This is a genomic window from Adhaeribacter rhizoryzae, from assembly GCF_008629685.1.
GTDB lineage: Bacteria > Bacteroidota > Bacteroidia > Cytophagales > Hymenobacteraceae > Adhaeribacter > Adhaeribacter rhizoryzae.
In genome coordinates, this window is the sequence record NZ_VWSF01000007.1 from 1 (window position 1) to 20,011 (window position 20,011).

Annotated in this window: 16 protein-coding genes; 7 read left to right on the plus strand and 9 right to left on the minus strand. The window is 42.7% G+C overall.

Features of this window, described 5'->3' with window-relative positions; translation table 11 throughout:
* Positions 1–803: 803 nt before the first annotated feature.
* Together F0145_RS10800 and F0145_RS10805 are read left to right on the plus strand one after the other, a co-directional pair.
* Complete coding sequence (locus tag F0145_RS10800) at positions 804–3,554, plus strand: DUF1553 domain-containing protein (protein WP_150088425.1); 2,751 nt, start codon at positions 804–806, stop codon at positions 3,552–3,554.
* A 53-nt stretch (positions 3,555–3,607) separates the two neighbouring features.
* A complete protein-coding gene (locus F0145_RS10805; RefSeq protein ID WP_150088426.1) occupies positions 3,608–5,107 on the plus strand; it encodes a DUF1501 domain-containing protein in 1,500 nt (499 codons plus the stop codon).
* 274 nt (positions 5,108–5,381) lie between these two features.
* Here the strand turns inward: F0145_RS10805 and F0145_RS10810 are convergent, their stop codons facing one another.
* From F0145_RS10810 to F0145_RS10825, 4 genes are all read right to left on the minus strand, one after another.
* Positions 5,382–5,813, minus strand: a complete 432-nt coding sequence (locus F0145_RS10810) for a hypothetical protein (RefSeq protein WP_150088427.1) — start codon at positions 5,811–5,813, stop codon at positions 5,382–5,384.
* A gap of 217 nt (positions 5,814–6,030) precedes the next feature.
* A complete protein-coding gene (locus F0145_RS10815) occupies positions 6,031–6,822 on the minus strand; it encodes an alpha/beta fold hydrolase (protein WP_150088428.1) in 792 nt (263 codons plus the stop codon).
* 501 nt (positions 6,823–7,323) lie between these two features.
* Positions 7,324–8,064: a LytR/AlgR family response regulator transcription factor gene (locus F0145_RS10820; protein WP_150088610.1), complete on the minus strand. Its 741-nt coding sequence runs from the start codon at positions 8,062–8,064 to the stop codon at positions 7,324–7,326.
* Entirely contained in the window at positions 8,064–9,149 is a 1,086-nt protein-coding gene (locus F0145_RS10825) for a sensor histidine kinase (protein ID WP_150088429.1), read from the minus strand. The genes F0145_RS10820 and F0145_RS10825 overlap by 1 nt, the downstream gene beginning before the upstream one ends.
* Positions 9,150–9,473: 324 nt before the next feature.
* Here F0145_RS10825 and F0145_RS10830 point away from each other — a divergent pair, with 324 nt between their 5' ends.
* Entirely contained in the window at positions 9,474–9,914 is a 441-nt protein-coding gene (locus F0145_RS10830) for a T9SS type A sorting domain-containing protein (protein ID WP_150088430.1), read from the plus strand.
* A 203-nt stretch (positions 9,915–10,117) separates the two neighbouring features.
* Here F0145_RS10830 and F0145_RS10835 read toward each other — a convergent pair whose 3' ends face one another.
* Positions 10,118–11,506, minus strand: a complete 1,389-nt coding sequence (locus tag F0145_RS10835; protein WP_150088431.1) for an FAD-binding oxidoreductase — start codon at positions 11,504–11,506, stop codon at positions 10,118–10,120.
* Positions 11,507–12,040: 534 nt separating this feature from the next.
* On the opposite strand from F0145_RS10835, the gene F0145_RS10840 reads away from it, so the two are divergent.
* The 3 genes from F0145_RS10840 (at position 12,041) to F0145_RS10850 (ending at position 13,886) form a co-directional block, all read left to right on the plus strand.
* Entirely contained in the window at positions 12,041–12,430 is a 390-nt protein-coding gene (locus F0145_RS10840) for a GntR family transcriptional regulator (RefSeq protein ID WP_150088432.1), read from the plus strand.
* On the plus strand, positions 12,411–13,298 hold the full coding sequence (locus F0145_RS10845; protein ID WP_150088433.1) for a slipin family protein: 888 nt from the start codon (positions 12,411–12,413) through the stop codon (positions 13,296–13,298). Before F0145_RS10840 ends, F0145_RS10845 begins: the two co-directional genes overlap by 20 nt.
* 63 nt (positions 13,299–13,361) lie before the next feature.
* On the plus strand, positions 13,362–13,886 hold the full coding sequence (locus F0145_RS10850; RefSeq protein ID WP_150088434.1) for a hypothetical protein: 525 nt from the start codon (positions 13,362–13,364) through the stop codon (positions 13,884–13,886).
* 552 nt (positions 13,887–14,438) lie between these two features.
* Here the strand turns inward: F0145_RS10850 and recJ are convergent.
* The 4 genes from recJ to F0145_RS10870 form a co-directional block, all read right to left on the minus strand.
* Positions 14,439–16,148, minus strand: a complete 1,710-nt coding sequence (gene recJ, locus F0145_RS10855; RefSeq protein WP_150088435.1) for a single-stranded-DNA-specific exonuclease RecJ — start codon at positions 16,146–16,148, stop codon at positions 14,439–14,441.
* 352 nt (positions 16,149–16,500) lie between these two features.
* Positions 16,501–16,791, minus strand: a complete 291-nt coding sequence (locus F0145_RS10860; RefSeq protein WP_150088436.1) for a hypothetical protein — start codon at positions 16,789–16,791, stop codon at positions 16,501–16,503.
* A 125-nt stretch (positions 16,792–16,916) separates the two neighbouring features.
* On the minus strand, positions 16,917–17,156 hold the full coding sequence (locus tag F0145_RS10865) for a hypothetical protein (RefSeq protein ID WP_150088437.1): 240 nt from the start codon (positions 17,154–17,156) through the stop codon (positions 16,917–16,919).
* Positions 17,157–17,306: 150 nt separating this feature from the next.
* Positions 17,307–18,242 carry a hydrogen peroxide-inducible genes activator gene (locus tag F0145_RS10870; protein ID WP_150088438.1) on the minus strand — a complete coding sequence of 312 codons (936 nt, stop codon included), beginning with the start codon at positions 18,240–18,242 and terminating at the stop codon, positions 17,307–17,309.
* Between the two features lie 220 nt (positions 18,243–18,462).
* Here F0145_RS10870 and F0145_RS10875 point away from each other — a divergent pair, with 220 nt between their 5' ends.
* Positions 18,463–19,971 carry a catalase gene (locus tag F0145_RS10875; protein ID WP_150088439.1) on the plus strand — a complete coding sequence of 503 codons (1,509 nt, stop codon included), beginning with the start codon at positions 18,463–18,465 and terminating at the stop codon, positions 19,969–19,971.
* Positions 19,972–20,011: the final 40 nt, after the last annotated feature.

A 20,011-nucleotide genomic window follows, 5' to 3' on the forward strand; every position in this document is an offset into this window, starting at 1 on the left:
CCGTCGTGATGTGTAATAAATTATTGCATTTATTTACCTGTTCCCAACCTTTCAACCAACCACTTGTTAGCTGCTAGCAGCTACTTTTTAGCTTCTTTCCGTTTGGGAGTGCAAAGGTAAAAACTATTTACTTCTTTGCAAAATATTCGAAGATTATTTTTTTTTGCTTTTCTGGAGATGTCTTGGTAAATATTTACTAAGCAAACAGCTTTAAACCCCGCTTCTTCCTTGCTACACCTTATTCTAAAAGCCTGCTGCTTTTCTTTTTTTGCGAGTGCAAAGGTAAGACTTTATTCTTAAACTTTGCAAACCTGCAACCAAATTATTTTGTTTTTATTACCAGTTGTTCCTAGTTAAAAACACCAAAGAGGTAAACCTACGTTTGCTTCTTTTGGCTCAACATTATTACTCCTTTCTCCAACACTCTTCCATCTTGAACCGGCTGTCCGTTTTGGAGGTGCAAAAGTAGAAAATATTTTCCATTTGGCAATACTTAAAAAGAAATTTTTTGCTAAAACTATTTTACTACGACATTCTCTTACGCTTACTTTAGCTGGTTTATAATACTACTCAATAACTTACCAATCAATTTGCTTAATAGGACAATGTTCTTGTTTCTGTCTACTAATAATTCTAGCCTTATTTAAGATTGTTTCTTGTGCTTCTGTATTAATAATTGTATTATTGGTATGGGTATTTTTTAATTAACTTAAATATTAGTCTACTTTTTTGTTTATTGCTTCTTTTTGAATCCAAAAAACAATCCCCATTTTACCTTTAAACCAAATAGCTACTCCTTAACAATGTTTCAGAAAAATGTATTCACTTCTGCTTTAGTTTTAATTCTGGCAGGTGTAGTATATTTTAGTTGCATCCGCCAACCCGAGAAATCTGTTGATTTTAACGCTGATGTTCGCCCTATTCTTAACACCAAGTGCATTTCCTGCCACGGTGGCGTAAAAGAAAAAAGCGGATTTAGTTTATTTTCCCGGGCCGATGCCTTACGTAAAAATAATTCAGGCAAACCCGCCATTATTCCCGGCGATCCAGAGAATAGTGAATTTATTCGTCGCTTAACTGCCAAAGATCCAGAAGAACGCATGCCGTATCATGCCGAGCCATTGCCTCAGGCTGAAATTGATATATTAAAACAATGGATTAAGGAAGGTGCCAAATGGGCTGATCACTGGGCTTATATCTCGCCTAAAAATCCGAAAGTACCCACTGATGAATTAAGAGCGGCTGTTAACCCAATAGATAATTTTGTGCAGGCCCGTTTGCAACAAGAAGGATTAAAGCCGGCACCTATTGCTGATAAAGCCACCTTATTACGTCGGCTAAGCCTGGATTTGATTGGGCTACCTCCTACCGAAAAAGAACTACAAGACTTTATACAAGATAGCTCTCCTCAAGCGTACGAAAAACAGGCAGATCGCTTACTGGCTTCCCCGCATTTTGGCGAACGCTGGGCCGCGATGTGGCTGGACCTGGCTCGTTATTCCGATTCAAAGGGTTACGAAAAAGACGATTACCGCAACGTATGGCGTTACCGCGATTATGTTATTCAATCTTTTAACCAAGACAAACCTTTTAACCAGTTTACCATAGAACAACTGGCCGGCGATTTATTGCCACAACCCACCGAAGAACAACTTATTGCTACCGCTTACCACCGAAATACAGCCAACAACGATGAAGGCGGCACCGATGATGAGGAGTTCCGGACGGCTGCCTTACTGGATAGGGTAAGCAATACCTGGGAAGTGTGGCAAGGCACCACCATGGGCTGTGTGCAATGCCATAGTCATCCTTACGATCCTTTCCGGCACGAAGACTTTTACCAGTCGATGGCATTTTTTAATAATACCCGCGATGAGGATATTCCGAACGAATCGCCAACGCTGGTGCACTTAAAACCCGAGGACGAACTTTTAATAAAGGAGTTAAAAGAGTGGGTTACAAAAGAACTGCCCGTTGCACAAAAATCAACCGAAATAATTCGCATTGAGAAACTAGTTAGAATTACTGAGCCGAAAATTCACCCGCATGCTTTTGATAAATTAACGAATGCTGCTTTAGCTGATGGTAAATATTTGGGAGGGGGCCACAATGGCTTTGCCCGCCTAAAAGGAATAAACCTAACCGGCAAAACCGATTTGATAGTAAGTATAGCAAACCGTAAAGGTGGTGGCACGCTTCAAGTTCGGCAAGACCGCTTAGATGGCGAAGTGCTGGCCGAATTTAAAACTGCCCCGGAGCAGGAAGGTCGAGGTTACCGCCGGGAAATAATTAACCTGAACCCAACTACCGGCAAACACGATTTATATGTTGTATTCCTGAACCCGGCTTTAGCTAACCCCCAGGATTATGTTTACCAACTGGAATGGCTACTGTTTACTGAGCCATTACCCGGAGCCGGTAAACCGGGCTATGCAGAGGCAAAAAATAAGCTACAACAACTCCTGAACGCTGAAGCTGAAAAAACACCCATTATTCAGGAAAATCCGCGCGACTTTTGGCGGCAAACTTACTTATTTGAGCGTGGCGATTGGAAAACCAAGGGCAAAGCCGTAAGGCCTAGCACGCCTAAATTCCTGAATGCTTTTGTTAAATATCAACCTAACCGTTTGGGATTGGCAAAATGGCTGGTAAGTCCGGATAATCCATTAACGGCCCGTGTTACGGTTAATCGTTTCTGGGAACAACTTTTTGGCTACGGATTAGTGGAGAGCCTCGAAGACTTTGGCTCGCAGGGTACAAAGCCATCGCACCCGGAATTATTAGACTGGCTGGCATTAAATTTTCAGCACGAGCAGGGCTGGCAAGTTAAAAAATTACTGAAGCTGCTGGTACTTTCCCATACTTACCGGCAAAGTTCCAAAACTACGCCGGAACTTACCCAAAAAGATCCGGCAAACCGGCTGCTGGCCCGCGGCCCACGCGTTCGTTTAACGGCCGAGCAGATACGCGACCAGGCATTAGCGGTTGGGGGTTTGCTGAGTTCTAAAATGTATGGCCGCAGCGTAATGCCTCCCCAGCCCGAAGGCGTTTGGCAGGTAGTATACAGCGGCATGAAGTGGGAAACCAGCACCGGTGAAGATGCTTTCCGGCGAGCCGTCTATACATTCTGGCGCCGTTCTGTACCTTATCCTTCGCTGCAAACCTTTGATGCAGCGGGGCGAGAAATTTGTGTTTCCCGGCGCATCCGGACAAACACGCCATTGCAAGCGTTGGTTACTTTAAACGATACTGTTTATATGCTGGCAGCGCAAGGCTTAGCCCGCAAAATGCAGCAATCCGGTAAATCGCCAACGGAACAAATAACTAGTGGTTATGAGGCTGCTCTTTTCCGGAAACCCGCTACCCTTAAACTAAAAGCTTTAACTAAATTATACCAGCAGGCCGATATCTATTATAGCCAGCATCCACAAGATGCATCCCAATTTATTGGCAAAGAAGCTGCTAATCAGAATCCGGTGCCGCGGCAACTAGCGGCTTTAACGTTGGTAGCTAATGCCATTTTAAATTTAGATGAGTTTGTAATGAAAGAATAATTCTTTTCCAAAATAGGTTTAAGCTGTTTGGTTAAAGATTTAAGCGCAAAGAAATGAATATTTTTGAAGAAGCCCAGTTACGCCAAGCCGAGTACCTAACCCGCCGCCATTTTCTCTGGAAGTGCACTACGGGGTTGGGAGCGGTGGCATTATCCTCGCTAATTGGCTGTAACTGGCAAAAATCCGGTAGCGGCCCAGCTGCCGAAACAACTGGTATTGTCCGGGATTTGAGCAAGCCTTTTCTGCCTTTGCCGCCGCATTTTGCCCCAAAAGCCAAATCGGTTATTTTTCTGCACATGGCTGGCGCACCTTCGCAACTAGAACTCTTCGATTATAAACCGGCGCTACACAAACTAGACGGGCAAGATTGTCCGCCTTCGTTGCTGGAGGGCAAAAAATTTGCTTTTATTAAAGGCGTGCCCAAAATGCTGGGGCCGCAGGCGCAGTTTAAGCAGCACGGACAATCGGGTGCCTGGATTTCGCATCACTTACCCGAGTTTGCCAAAATGGCCGACGAAGTATCTTTTCTGAAAGCCATGCACACCGACCAGTTTAACCACGCGCCGGCACAACTGCTCATGCAAACCGGTAGCCCACGCTTGGGTAAGCCCAGCATGGGCGCCTGGGCTACTTATGGGTTGGGTTCTTTAAACGAAAACCTGCCAGGTTTTATGGTATTGTTATCCGGAGGCAAAGCACCAGATGCGGGCAAAGCAGGTTACGGCAGCGGATTTCTGCCTACCGTTTACCAGGGGGTAGAGTGCCGGCAACACGGCGAACCTGTATTATACGTTGAAAATCCACCTGGTATGAGTCGTGATCTGCGAAGACAATCGATAGAAGCAATTAATGAAATAAATAAGCTGCATTACGATGAAATGAAAGATCCCGAAACCATTTCCCGGATCTCGCAATACGAAATGGCATTTAAAATGCAGGTTTCGGTACCGGAGGTAATGGATATTAACAAGGAGCCGGCTTACATTCACGAACTGTACGGTACCGAGCCGGGTAAAGCATCTTTTGCAAATAATTGTTTGCTGGCCCGGCGGCTTGTAGAAAAAGGCGTGCGGTTTGTGCAATTATTCGATTGGGGCTGGGATTCGCATGGCAATGACCCAACCAATGCTTTAGATAAAGGCTTCGGCGATTTATGTAAGAAAATAGATAAACCGGTAGCAGCCTTACTTCAGGACTTAAAGATGCGGGGCTTACTGGATGAAACCTTGGTAGTATGGGGAGCCGAATTTGGCCGGACACCCATGCAGGAAAACCGGGAGGGCAAGCAAATGGCCTTTAAAGGCCGCGATCATCATACCGAAGCTTTTACGGTTTGGCTGGCGGGAGGCGGTATAAAAGGCGGCCACACCCACGGCGAAACCGATGAAATAGGCTATTATGGCATTAAAGGCCGTACTGATGTTTTCGATTTGCAGGCTACTATCTTAAACCAATTGGGTATGAACCACGAAAAACTTACCTATGCTTTCCAGGGGCGTAATTTCAGGCTGACGGATGTACACGGAAGAGTTATTAATGAAATAATTGCTTAAAATATATTCGGAAACGGACTAAAGCACTTCTAAATCAATATAAATTAATCCAGCAAAGAAGCAATAAATCCGACCCTAAGTTTCTTTAAATAAATAGCGCACAGAGCGCCTATTCAAATTTTGAAGAACCTACTTGTAATGGTTATGCTAAAGAATTTAAAAATTCAAAAGAATATACCAAGTATTATAAAATATTAGTTCTAAATAACACTTTTAATTTGGCATATATATCTAACAACCTGGTAGTAAACTAGGTTAATAAAGTTCTTTTTTATTAACAAGGCTCTCCCACTATCCAGGATACTGCTTCCCGGTAAGTAGAAAACTGCTCTACTTCAATAGTAGTAACTAATTTTGTTGAGCTAAAATTAACTAATTCCCTTAATGCTTTTATATTCGTATCTACTACCGAAACACGGGCTATTTTCTGTAGGCCAGAGGCATTAGCAGCCGGAATAAGTACCTTCACCACCCACTCCAAATCTTCTTTCGTTATTTCAGTCAGGTTGGTAGTATCTGAAATCCAGTATGCAATATTTTTTTCCTGGAAGTAGTCGATAAAGCGCAGGGTTGCTTCCCGGTATTCCGCACTACTAGGGTTACGAAGCCACGTAGAATACATTAGCCTGGCCGGCTCATCTAGCAACAGGTGTAAATAAGAATTCTCAAATTCGTAAATACCCGTTGCGGTTAAATTTAGTAACATGAAATTCTGAATCCCCCCGTACTCCTTTGGTTAAAAATAATTCAGGTAAGCCGATAATTTAACTTTATTCGATAAGCCTTATTTTTTACACGTTAAACATTACTGCTGGTTGGTTAAGCAAATTGTAAAAGGAGTATTTACCTTTTTAATTATTATAGGTCTGATTAGGTAAAAAAAAGCAAAAGTTCAGTTAGCCTATGAGTTAATAAATGTTATTTTAAAACAGAAAATTCTCCATAGCCGCAATAGTTTCTAAGGGAGCACTTAAATTAGGGCAATGACCAGTAGCTTTAAGTTTAACCAAAGTGGTATTTGCCAAATGCTTTTGCATGTACTCGCCAACTTCTTCCGGGGCAATAGCATCGTTAGAACACTGCAATATTAAGGACTTTGTTTTAAGTTTATTTAAGTCTTTGCGGTTATCAGACAGGAATGTAACGCGCGCAAAATGCTGCGCAATAGCGGCATTTGTATGGCAAAAGCTATAAGCTAATTCTTCTGCCAATGAAGGGTTATCAGGATTTCCCATAATAAACGACGCATAAATACCCGACCAATCAGCATAATCAAGTTTCATGTGCTGCAGCATTCCTTCTATGGTACTAAAGTCGAAACCGCCGTAATAATCATTTTGGTTAAGATAACACGGTGAAGGCGTAATTAAGATTAGTTTAGAAAATCTTTCCGGTTGGGCAATAGCACTTAAAACCCCAATCATGGCACCTACCGAGTGGCCGACCAGAACAGCATCATAAATTTCTAGTTCTTGGCAAATCTCCAGTAGGTCGGCCGCGTAACCCTCTAAGGTATTATATTTTTGGTAATCAAATGCTGTTAATTCTGAGTTACCGGCTCCTACATGATCGTACAAAACAATTTTATAATCTTCAATAAATCTAGGGAAAATATAACGCCACATGTTTTGGTCACAGCCAAACCCATGGACAAAAATCATAACTTTTTCCCCTTTACCAACGATTTTAATATTGTTTCTTTTAATTACCTCCATGAAGCTATAATTTGTATTTCCTTATTTTAGTTAATTTTTAATTTAGCTATTATAAAGAATTAAATTATACTTTTATCCTCAACAACCACTTCTAAATTAGCCATCAAAAATAGTATATTGTTTTAGCATAAGTATTACCCGCATATTAAAATTATCAAAAATATTATATAAACTATTTTTGATAACTGTATGATTTGTGGCAAATAATTGGAATAAACACATTATTTAACAAGCAAAACATACTATTTACAACACAAGCAGCTATCTAATTGAAACGACTTGCTAACCACAATATAAATAATATATAATTTATTAAATAATACATTATGTAATTATACTTGTATTCGGCTTTAAAATATTATTACAACAAGAAGTATAATATTTCTTTATACAATTATTTAGAAAAGATTGAAGCACTAGAATTAAGTAATTTGGGTTCATCTAAAAGCCCCTTACACGAAACACTAATATTACGTTTACACCCCTGATAATACCAACGCACTATACCCAACGGCTTAAAAATTTATTAAACTGTTCTTTAAACTGATCGCTGACCGGAATATTTACTTCTTTAATTTGTACGCTCTGGCGCGTTACCGACTGAATTTTATCTAACGCCACAATAAAAGAGCGATGGATGCGCATGAATTTTTTAGCCGGTAGTTTTTCTTCTAAAGCCTTCAGGCTGGTGAGCGACAGGATGGGTTTGGTAGCGCTTTGCAGGTGAACTTTTACGTAATCTTTCAGCCCTTCTATGTACAAAATATCCTTTAGCGCAACCCGCACCAGTTGGTATTCAACTTTCAGGAAAATATTCTCTTCTTCCGCCTCTACCAGAGCCGGGTTGGGTTCTACTGGTTTCTGCCGGAGTTCGGCGTAAGCCAGGGCTTTATTGGCCGCCCGCAGAAACTCTACGTAATTAAACGGTTTTAACAAATAATCTAAAGCATCGAGCCGGTAACCTTCCAGGGCATACTGGTTAAACGCAGTGGTAAAAATAATGCGGGGCCCCTGGCCGGGCTGGCCTTTATCCAGCACGCGGGCTAAATCGGTGCCGCTTAAATCCGGCATTTGAATATCCAGAAAAATAAGATCTACCGGGTGCTGGTGCAGGTGGTTCAGGGCTTCCAGCGCGCTCGTATACCGGCCGGCCAATTGCAGAAAAGGCGTTTGCTTAATAAAAGTACAAACCAGTTCTAAAGCCAGCGGCTCGTCGTCGACGGCCAGGCAAGTTAAAGTCATCATAAATTCAGGACTAAGCAGATAACATATTCGTCTGTGGGTGTTTTCTCGGTAATATTTAAAGAATATTTATTGGGGTAAAGTAAGTCGAGGCGGCGGCGGGTATTTACCAGACCAATGCCATTGCTTTCATCTAAAGTTACCCGCTTTTGGGTAAAAATAGTATTTCGTACTTCCACCGCCAGGCGATTTTGCTGTTGTTTAATGCCAATATAAATGTGGCTGGGCGCATCGGTGCTAACGCCGTATTTAAAGGCATTTTCGATAAAAGGCAAAAGCAACATGGGTGCAATGGGTACATCTGCTAACGAGGCAGGCTGCTCAAAAATAACCTGCACCTTATCGGTTAACCGTAGCTTCATCAGGTCAATATAATCTTGCACAAAGGCTAATTCCTTGCTTAATAATGTGCTGTCAGCTTGGGTATCGTACAGCACGTAGCGCATCATCCGCGATAAGGTATGCAAAGCTTTCTGGGCCAGCTCTACGTTAAACATGGTTAGCGAATAAATATTATTAAGGGTATTAAAAAAGAAGTGCGGGTTAATTTGGGCTTTCAGAAAAGAAAGCTCAGAGCTTATTTTCTCCTGTTCCAGATCTTGCCGGACTTTTGTTTCCAGTCGCCATTTTTGTACGGCTGCCACGCTGGTACTAATAAAAAGAATGAGCAGAATCATTCCGCTGGTAAAAAAATGACGTCCCATATCAAACCCAGCTTCCCGCCGGTGCAGGCGCATGCTACCCGGCCTGTTTGCATGCGTAGCCTGGTACATTAACTCCGATAAGTTTAACCATTTGCTGGCCATGTTTAGAAGTATAAAAACACCTACGCTGGTGGCTAAAGCCAGAAATATAAACAGCCATATCTTATTTTTAAACAGAAAATGAGGTACCCAAACATTGGCATTCAGATAAAATAAGCAAATAAAGACACAAAAAATAATGCCCTGCATTATCCAGAACTGGGTAGGTAACGCAATATTCCAGCTTAAAGGCTGCAACACCAGCAGCATTACGCCCAAGGTAGTCCACACTAAAATATGAATTAGAGCAGGTAAGTAAGGCCGTATAGGGAAAGTAATCATCTGAATATTTAGGTGTTAGAAATAAAGGCAAGCCTAACTGCTAAATTACCGCATTAGCCGGACTTGTGCTTTTTTAATCTATCAAAGCTCCGATTACATCTACCAAACCCAACTAATTCATCTACCAACGGGAATTATATTCAAGTGCCTGCTTCTTTTATCTATCTCATCGCTTCCATTGGCCAGGCTGTAGATGCTCTTCTCAAGCCTGTATATTCTATTTTTTACTAACCAGAAGAAGTGCCTCCTTTGTAACATCAAACCGGCTAAAAACAGCCGCTTAGTAATTTAAATTAATATTATATCCTTATAAAAATCTAAATCATGAAAAATTTATTTGCCGCCATCATTGTTGCTTTAACCGTAAGTACCACTTCTGTTAGTTTTGCTGCTACTCCCCAAAATATTGCCAAGGATCATGCAGCGCAAGTTGCTCCAGCCTCCGCAACTGTTGTGCAGGTTTTAATGTCTAAGTTAGATGTAGTAGTAGGAGAAGCGGCCAGCCCTAAAACAATTATCCGTTTAATAAACGCCTCCGGAACTACTATTGCCACCAAAAAAGTACCTCAGAAAGAAACAGCAACCCGGGTACGCTTTGATTTAGCGGAGTTGGCAGATGGGATGTACTATGTGAAAGTATGGAATGGCCAGAACACGCAAGTACAAAAATTTGAATTAAAAACTGCTGCAGTATCAATGACTGCTTACCAGAAGTTAGCCATTATCCAGAAACCGACTGTAATCCAAAACCTGGTCGTTATATAAGGAGATGAAAACTGCAAGTTTGGGCTAGCTGCACCTATATGGTTTATAGCGTAAATTTCACCTTTAGTCGGTATACTTTCGGAGAGTGCTAATTCCAAACTTTAATAAAGTAAGTATTATAGTTTTGCCTTCAGGAAAGCACCTTTTTGAAAATAAAAGATAAAAAAAGTACACCTTTTCAGGTGTACTTTCAAGGCTAAGTTTTATTTGCTGCTGGCCGGTATAATATTCTGGTTAACCCGAAACAAATTATCTGGGTCGTATTTATTCTTAATTTCTACCAAGCGGTTATAATTGTCGCCGTAAGTTGCTTTTACCCGGTCCTGGCCTTCTTCCATCATAAAATTGATATACGAACCACCTAAGCTATACGGGTGTACGGCCTGCCAATAATCTTTGGCCCAATTGGTAATAATATCTTTATTTGCCGGGTCGGGATCTATGCCGGCAATAACCATGGCATAAATAGCATCGCGGTAATTCCAGGCAGTTGCTTTTTTATCTACCCGGGCCGCCGCTCCATTTATGGGATAAAGATGCAAAGTAGAAAGCATGGTAGGTAATTGAGAACCATATTTTATATATAGGTCAATGGCCTCATCGGTAAGCTCTTTTACATAATCGCCTTTCCAGTACCATTGCATGCCAGTGGGCATTAAAGGATCGAACATACTTTGCAGCGCTGGTACCGGCAGTGGACCAACTAAGTCGAGCGCTGGAGTTTTGAAATTACGGATTGGCTCAAAAGCTTTTTCTGCACTTTCCTGCGGCCCCGTGTAACACCAAACTACTGCACACATATTTTTCAGGTGCAGGTGTTCCGGAAAAGGCGCACCGGGTGGTACAATTAAAAAAGCAAAAAAGCCATTCATTTCATCGGGCGCATGCTGAATAAATTCATGATACCACCGCATCACCTCTTTCGCATCCTCCAGTTCCCAGAGCATAGGCCCGCCGTACACCATACTAATTGGATGGGTACGGAATAAAAAGGAAGTAACCACCCCAAAGTTGCCGCCACCACCACGCAAAGCCCAAAATAAATCAGGGTTCTCCTTTGCATTGGCTTTCACAAATTGCCCATTTGCTAAAACCACATCAGCTTCCAGCAGATTATCAATGGCAAGTCCGCACTGGCGGGAAAGATGGCCTACGCCGCCACCTAAGGTTAGCCCGGCTATACCCGTGGTAGATTGAATTCCCATTGGTATTGCCATTCCGAAGGCATGCGTAGCGTGGTCTACATCGCCTAAGGTACAACCGCCCTGCACCTGCACCGTACCAGCAGCCTGATCAACGTGGGAGCCTTTCATTAACGATAAGTCGATAACCAAGCCACCATCGCACATACCCAGGCCTGCTCCGTTATGACCGCCGCCTCTTACAGCAACCAGCATGTTATTTTCCCGGGCAAAGTTAACAGCCGCTATTACATCTGCCTCATCTAAACAGCGGGCAATCATGGTAGGGCGTTTATCAATCATGCCGTTATAAACTTTACGGCAAGTTTCGTAATCCGCATCCTGCGGTTCGATGAGTTTACCCCGCAGGCTCATCTTTAGTTGAGAACTCGGTATTGCTTCTGCTAACATAATATTTAATTAAAGGATATGTAAGGAGATAAGCTGACAGAAATGTATTACCCAATCCAAATGTTTGCACCTGTAAGGCTTGGATTGTTCCGGCGGGAGGTTTATTTCAAAGGATAAGTTATATAAAATATAGCCAAATTCCTAATATATAATAGTTTTATCCTTAAAGTAGAGAGTAGCACTTTAAATACTTCTGCCTTATAAACATCTAGCATGGCACTTGTCAGCCAAATTGGCAAATTCGCCAGCAATACCGTTTATAGATTTAGTGCTTGTAAAGAAAGCAGGTACCAGCTGAGCGGGCTTTTTAAGGAATATTGATGCATCATTCAGGCAACATAAGGGGATTTCATAATGCATAATTAATTCTTCCTGCTTGGTAAAAATTGTATGCACACAGCCCTGAGCAACCCCGGGCTCCTTACTTAATGTTTACGCTCAAAATATTTATTGCTAAATACTTGACATTAAACAAACAATATTGTATACTTGTACTATACATATAGTACACTATGATACTACAACAATAGTATAATGATTAATTTTAAACTAGACCCTAAATCCGGGGCTCCGTTTTACCGCCAAATTATTGATCAGATAAAATTTGGTATTGCGGCCGGTAAACTGAAAACCGGCGAACAGTTACCAACGGTCCGGTCTTTAGCCGTGGATTTAAAAGTAAACCTGAATACGGTAGCCAAAGCTTATAAAGAACTGGAAATCCAGAATATTTTAGCCACGCAACAGGGTACCGGTACTTTTATTAGTGATATTAAAATTGAAATACCTGCGGAAGAAAAGAAAAACAAGCTAAAGGAAATATGTAACGAATTTTCTGCAATTGCCTTTAGCTATGGCTTTTCGGTGGAGGACATGATTAATCAACTTCAAAAACAAAAATCAGATGAAAACAACTACAGATAGATGGTGGAATCCCATTTCAATTACCGTGTTCATTATAATGTTGGGCATTTCGGTCGGGCTGCATCATGTAGGATATTTAAATCCCGGCGGATTAGCGGCGTTAATCATATTCTCCTTTTTTATTGCCCGCACCATTCACATTGCCAACCAATGGGAAAAAGCCGTGGTTTTAAGAATGGGTAAATACCAGGGCTTAAAAGGACCAGGCATCTTTTTTATTATTCCTATCCTCGACAAAATAGATAATTACATAGACCAACGGGTACGGGTTACCGATTTTAAAGCCGAACAAACTTTAACCAAAGATACCGTGCCGGTTAATGTAGATGCCGTGGTGTATTGGACCGTATGGGACGTTGAAAAAGCTGCGCTGGAAGTACAGGATTACCAAACTGCCATTTATTACATTGCCCAAACCGGCTTAAGAGATATGATAGGCAAACACGAATTAGCCGATTTGCTGCAGGAAAGAGATAAGGTAGCAGAAGACTTACAAATTATAATGGACCAACATACCAACCCCTGGGGAATTACCTGCCAGAGTGTGGGCATAAAAGACATTATTATTCCGCAAACCTTGGCCGATGCCATGAGCAAGGAAGCCCAGGCCGAACGGGAACGGCGGGCCCGGGTAATTCTAGGAACAGCCGAAACTGAAATTGCTTATAAGTTTGCCGAAGCCAGCGAACAGTACCGGAATAATCCGGTAGCGTTACACCTCAGAGGTATGAATATGCTGTTTGAAGGTTTAAAAGAAAAAGGCTCGATGGTAATTGTTCCTAGTTCAGCCCTAGACTCAATGAACCTGGGTGCGATGGGCGGCTTGGTTTCTTTGGCCAAAGCAAACGAACTAGAAAAAACAACCTAGCTCTTGTTGCAGCTTACAACTTAAATTTTTCGGTCTAATAGTTTAACTTCTTAAAACAAAATCATGCTGCGACTCTCTTTTGTTATTCTTTTACTACTAATTAGCCCGGTAGTTTTTGCCCAGCAGGCTAATCCGCTGCCAATTGTGCAGCAAAAAATGCAAGCCTTAAAATGGCTGACTGGTAAATGGCAAGGAACGGCTTCTATTAAGGGGCAAGACGGGCAGAAGCAAGAAGTTAAACATACCTTAGCGTTTGTTAATAATTTAGATAATACTGTATTGCTGCTAAACGAAAGCCTTATGCAGGGGCAAGATAAAGTTGCCCAAAATATTGGTTTGCTGGGCTATAATGTTTTACAATCGAAGTACAACTTGCAGGCTTACACCAACGATGGCGCTTATATTGATGCCTATGTCGAAGTGCTGGAAAAGAAAATAATCTGGCGCATTCATTTTTCCGGCCATATTATTCGGTATACGGCCAGGTTAAACGAAAAAGGGCAATGGTACCAAACCGGCGAAATGAGTGCCGATGAAGGCAAAATATGGGCTCCTTTTTTCGAATCGACGCTGACCCGGATAAACTAATAAGCTAGCAGAAAAATAGTATTATTTCTTAACTACCTGAACATGGGAATATTATGAAACAGGACAGTATGCCGTTTACTTTTATCTCTATTCTATTAACTTATCTCATCAAGAAAATAGGTTATAAAGTTGCCGGCTTCGATTATAATATTTTTAGCGAGGGCCTATGGAACATCAAATTACTAATTGATGTAACAGCATGGATATTTATTTATGCGCTTGTTAGTTTCTTACTGAAGAAATTAAGGCCCAATAAAATATCTTAATTCATCAGCAACTTAAGTACTGCTGTTATACAAATGCTAAAAAAGAAGTTTAAACAATCCACTACTGTCATTCAGGAGGAAACTATGTAGCAGGCAGCTAAATAGGTTCCTCCGGAATGACAGAATTAGACTCCTTAGACTTGTAAATTGTTTATAGGAAAATATTGCGTTACATCTATTAAGTATACGCCTGCCTAATAATACCCGCTATTTTATGGTGAAAATATTAGTAGCATAAAAAAGTTAAGCGTTAGGAACACTTGCCAAGGAGTATAGCCTCGAAACCCTACTCCGCAAACCGAATATCTTTAATGCGCAATTGCAGCGAAGTAACGCCGCGGTACACGTTTTCTTCTACGCAATAGCAAACATCAAACGGAATACCTTTTAAAATGCGCGGATAATAATCGGCCATGCCAAACGCAATAGCATCCAGTTGGTGGCTATCTTCCTGCATAATTTTCAGCTTTAGGTGCGTTTCGCCTACTACGCGGCACGCGCCCGTATCGTACACGCACTCCGACATAAACACCGGCCCCATATTACCGGGCCCGAAGGGCTCCATTTGCTTTACTATTTTCAGGAAGTTAGGCGTAATTTGCCTTAATCGGATAGGAGTATCTATTTCTATCTGCGGAATAAGTTGTTCTTCGGTAATGGTGCGGCTTACTACTGCTTCGAACCGCTCCCGGAAAGCCGGAATATTTTCAACGGGTAAAGTTAAGCCGGCGGCGTACATGTGTCCGCCAAACTGCTCCAATAAATCGCTGCACTCCAGAATAGCACTGTGTACATCAAAACCGTGTACGGATCGCGCCGAGCCCGAAGCTTTACCGTTTGATTGGGTTAAAATAATGGTAGGCCGGTAATATTTTTCGATGCAGCGGGAAGCCACAATGCCTACCACGCCTTTGTGCCAGGTTTCTTTAAACAACACCGTAGACCGCGAGCGGCGCATTACTTCATCCTGCTCAATCATCAGCAAAGCTTCTTTGGTAATGCTGGTATCGTGGCCGCGGCGCTCGTTGTTGGTTTTATCAATAATATCGGCTTTGGTAAAGGCTTCTTCCTTGGTGGGGGCCAGCAACATGTGCACCGACCGTTTAGCATCGCCCATGCGGCCGGCCGCATTAATGCGGGGGGCAAAGCCAAACACAATGCTGTTAATATCCAGTTCGCCGGTAAGGCCAGCCAATTCTCTTAATGCTTCTAAACCAGGCCGCAACGGTGCGCCGGAGTTAAGTTGCTGTAACCCAAAATACGCAAATATCCGGTTTTCGCCGGTAATAGGCACAATATCGGCTGCAATACTTACTACCAATAAATCCAGCAAACCAAAAAGCGGCGCGGTATCTAAATCGTTGTGCTGGCAAAAGCCTTGCAATAATTTAAAACCAACCCCACAACCCGATAATTCTTTATAAGGGTAAGGGCAATCGCTGCGTTTAGGGTCCAGCACCGCTACTGCGTCCGGAATAGTAGTATCGGGTAAGTGGTGGTCGCAAATAATAAAATCAATGCCTTTGGATTTTGCATAAGCTACTTTCTCCATCGATTTTATCCCGCAATCTAAGCTAATAACCAAAGTAAAGTTGTGCTCGGCGGCCCAGTCTACTCCTTGTACCGAAATGCCATAACCCTCTAAATCACGGTTAGGTATATAAATATCAATTTCTTTAACGTAGCGCTGCAAAAAACTATAAACAAGAGCCACCGAAGTGGTGCCATCAACGTCGTAATCGCCGTAAATTAAAACTTTTTCGTTTTGGTGAATGGCTTCGTTCAGGCGGTCGATGGCTTTGTCCATGTCCCGGATCAGAAACGGATCGTGGAGGTCATCGAGTGAGGGGCGGAAATATTTCTTGGCTTCCTCAAAGTTGCACACGCCACGCTGGCATAAAACGGTGGCTAAAGTTTCGCTAATGAGCAGGCGCTTGGCCAGACTGCTCACGGTGTCTTGGTCGGGGGTTGTTTTTAATACCCATCGTTTCTCCATGTTGCTGCTGCGTTCGTGTGCGGGATTACAAAAGTAATAGATTAAAGAAGAATTTTGCGCTACAAGTTCCGTTTATATCCGGCAGCTTAATTAAATATTTTTTAATTTTGAGGTAATCAATTTTATATCAAAGCTTTGAGAAATTTGCGCAATTTTTATAACAAATGGAAAGACTACATTCAGACCGATCTGCTGATGTATGTATTTTTTATCGTATTTCTGCTTATTCTATTTATATTCTTCGGCGATTAAATTTATTATAGGCCTTTTTGCAGGTGCATGGCGCATAAAAAAGCCTTCTCTTTAACTCAGGAGAAGGCTTTTAAAAGGCGTGCTTTCTTTGCCCTTTGTCTTAATAATTATTTTCGGTAGCGGTACCGCCATCCCCTACATGGCCGTGGCAACCCGTACCGGTAGCAGCGCCTAAGTCACCGCCCAATTCCTGGTCGGTACCTACTCCACCGGTACCACCCGCGGCTCCAGCCATGGCGGCTGGGTTTATCTGATCCAGGTCAGTTTGCTGCGTTTCGGCATTGCCGCCGGGTTTAAAATTTTGGCTGCTTTCGTTGTCTTGCGCTACCTCTTCCAAGCGCCGTTGCATTGCTCTCATGCTTTCGTCCATTCCTTCTATATTCTTATCCATAGCTAACTGTTTTAGATGCTTTTAAACTAAATATTTGTGTAGCCCGCGCCTATAAGGCCCCGGCGAAACTACAGAATACGATACTTTTAACGGCGCTGTTATGGTGGCCTTTACAAGGTAAGCCGTTAAGGAATACCCATTGTCTGGTTATTGCTTTCCTCTTTTGCTACGGATTGCGGTTCATCCTCACCCCCACTAATTTCTTCTGTTGCGGCACTTTGTGGGGATAAATCCGCTGAGTTAGTAGTTTGGGAATACACTTGTTCTAAATTACCAGAGTCGCCAGCTTCACGCCCACTTTCCGACCGAATATTTTTAAGTTGATTATCCGATGCCTTTGCACTATTATTTCTTATCTCACCCATTACCATACTTATTTAAACCCAGAACTTATTACAGCTATTTACTACGCGGCAATTTTAGATTGGTGCTTTGAATAAATACTGATTTTAGTTTAAGCCTTTCATTCAAAAGTTACCAGGCAGCAGCAGCAAACCTTTAAGGTAGTGTCAACCTTAAATATTAACCAGCCGCTCGTTTTTATTATTCCGCACTTTATCGGGCAAAGCGGCCATTATTTCTTCTTTCAAAACTTCTATCAGGCGTTTCTTTACATAATCGCGGTGCGTTACCAGGCTTACTTCGCGTACCGGTGCCGGCGCATCGAAATACCGCACCAGTTTTTGTTGTTTCGCTGATAAATCTAAAGTGGCTAGTTCCGGAATAATAGTAATGCCGTTATCCTGCTCTACCATGCGGCGCAAAGTTTCGATGCTGCCGGCCTCGTATTCAAAAGCTTTACCTTCGGGCAAGGCACTGCGGAGTTCGCAAAGGTTTAATATTTGCGACCGGAAACAATGCCCTTCTTCCAGCAACCAAAGCATTTTTAAATCAATATCGGTCGGCAACACATATTTTTTCTCGTACAGCGCATTGGCTTTAGATACGTAGGCCACCAGTTCCTCGTAAAACAAAACGTGCTCTTTCAGGCTATTATCTTGTAGTGGCGTTACCAGTAACCCGGCATCTAATTTATTTTGCTTCAAGCACGAGGCAATATTTTCGGTGGTTAGTTCCGTAATCTTTAATTTTACTTTCGGGTATTTTTGCAGGAACGCTTTCAGAAACAAAGGCAATAAATACGGCGCCAAAGTAGGAATTACGCCCAACCGCAGTTCACCGGCTATTTCCCCTTTTTTATCGCTGATTATCTGCTTTATTCCCTGCGCCTGATTTAGTAATAGCCGCGCCTGCTGAATAACTTCTACTCCTACTTCGGTAGGCACCACAGGCTGTTTACTCCGGTCAAATAATTTCACACCCAGTTCTTCTTCCAGTTTCTGAATCTGCATACTCAAGGTAGGCTGCGTTACAAAAGTTTTCTCCGCCGCCGTCGCGAAATGCCGGTAAGTATCTACGGCCACCACATATTCTAATTGTACAAGCGTCACTTTTATAGAATTATGAATTAGAAATTATGAATTATGAATGGCCACACAGATTCTAAATATTGAAGAAGAAATCAGGGCAATCCATTAATCAGCGTAAATCAATGGTCAAATATAGACAAAAACTATTACACATTAAATATTATCAATTTGATTGATAAAGCAAATTACCGGAAGTTTGTAGCACTTAATAAAACAACCCCTGCCAACTGACAACCAAACCATGGAAGAAAAAGAAAGAACCCACAAATTAACCACCGCCTCCGGCATACCTTACACCCAGCACGAAAATTCTAAAACGGTTGGTCCGCGTGGCCCTATTTTGTTAGAAGATTTTATATTACACGAGAAACTGGCCCACTTTAACCGCGAGCGGGTGCCCGAGCGGGTGGTACACGCCAAAGGCTCCGGCGCTTACGGTAAATTCACGGTTACCCACGATATAACCAAATACACCCGTGCGAAAATATTCAACCAGATTGGCAAAGAAACACCTTTGTTCTTACGCTTTTCTACCGTAGGCGGCGAAAACGGCTCGGCCGATACTGAACGCGACCCACGCGGCTTTGCCATTAAATTTTACACCGAAGACGGTAACTGGGATTTAGTAGGCAATAACACGCCCGTGTTCTTTATTAAAGACCCGAAAAAATTCCCGGATTTTATTCATACCCAAAAACGTGACCCGCGCACGCACACTAAAAGCGCGACCATGGTATGGGATTTCTGGAGCCTTAACCCCGAAAGTTTGCACCAGGTAATGATTTTAATGAGCGATCGGGGCACGCCTTACGGTTACCGCCACATGCACGGCTTCGGCAGCCATACTTTCTCGTTTATCAACGCCGAAAACGAGCGCCATTACGTGAAGTTTCATTTTAAAACCTTGCAGGGCATTAAGAACTTTACCGGTGCCGAAGCGACCGAAATGAAAGGCAAAGACCCGGATTTTGCGCAACGTGATTTAGTAGAAGCCATTGACCGCGGCGATTTCCCGCAGTGGGCACTTAAAATACAAGTTATGACCGAAGCCCAGGCTAAAACTTACAAATGGAATCCGTTTGATTTAACCAAAGTTTGGTCGCAGCAAGACTTTCCGCTGGTTGATGTAGGTATTCTGGAGTTGAACCGCGTACCCAATAATTATTTTGCCGATGTAGAGCAATCGGCTTTTGCGCCGGCGCACGTGGTAGACGGCATTGGCTATTCGCCGGACCGGATGCTGCAAGGCCGCTTGCTGGCTTACCCCGATGCGCACCGCTATCGTATTGGCGCGAACTACGAACAATTGCCGGTTAACCGCTGCCCATACACCGTAAATAATTACCAGCGCGATGGCGCCATGCGCTACGACGGCAACGGCGGCAGCGCACCTAATTATTTCCCGAACAGTTTTGATAATATTTACCCCGACGAGAAATACCAGGAACCGGCGCAGGACTTGGAAAATTCGATTGCCGGTTGGTTCGACCGCAACGGCGAAAACGAGAACGACCACTACACCCAACCCGGTGATTTATTCCGGCTAATGACGCCGGATGAGCAGAAGGCCACTATCAGCAATATTGTGGGTGCTATGAGCGGTATTACGGGTGAAAAACGGACCTTAATAATTAACCGCCAGTTGTGTCATTTCTTCCGGGCCGATATGTCGCTGGGCATCGGCGTAGCCATGGGCTTAGGTATTAACCTGGAAAGCCAAATGTTTCAGCACGCTATTAGCGGAAACTAGTTTTCATACTGCATATACAAGCAAGAGGCGGGAATATTTC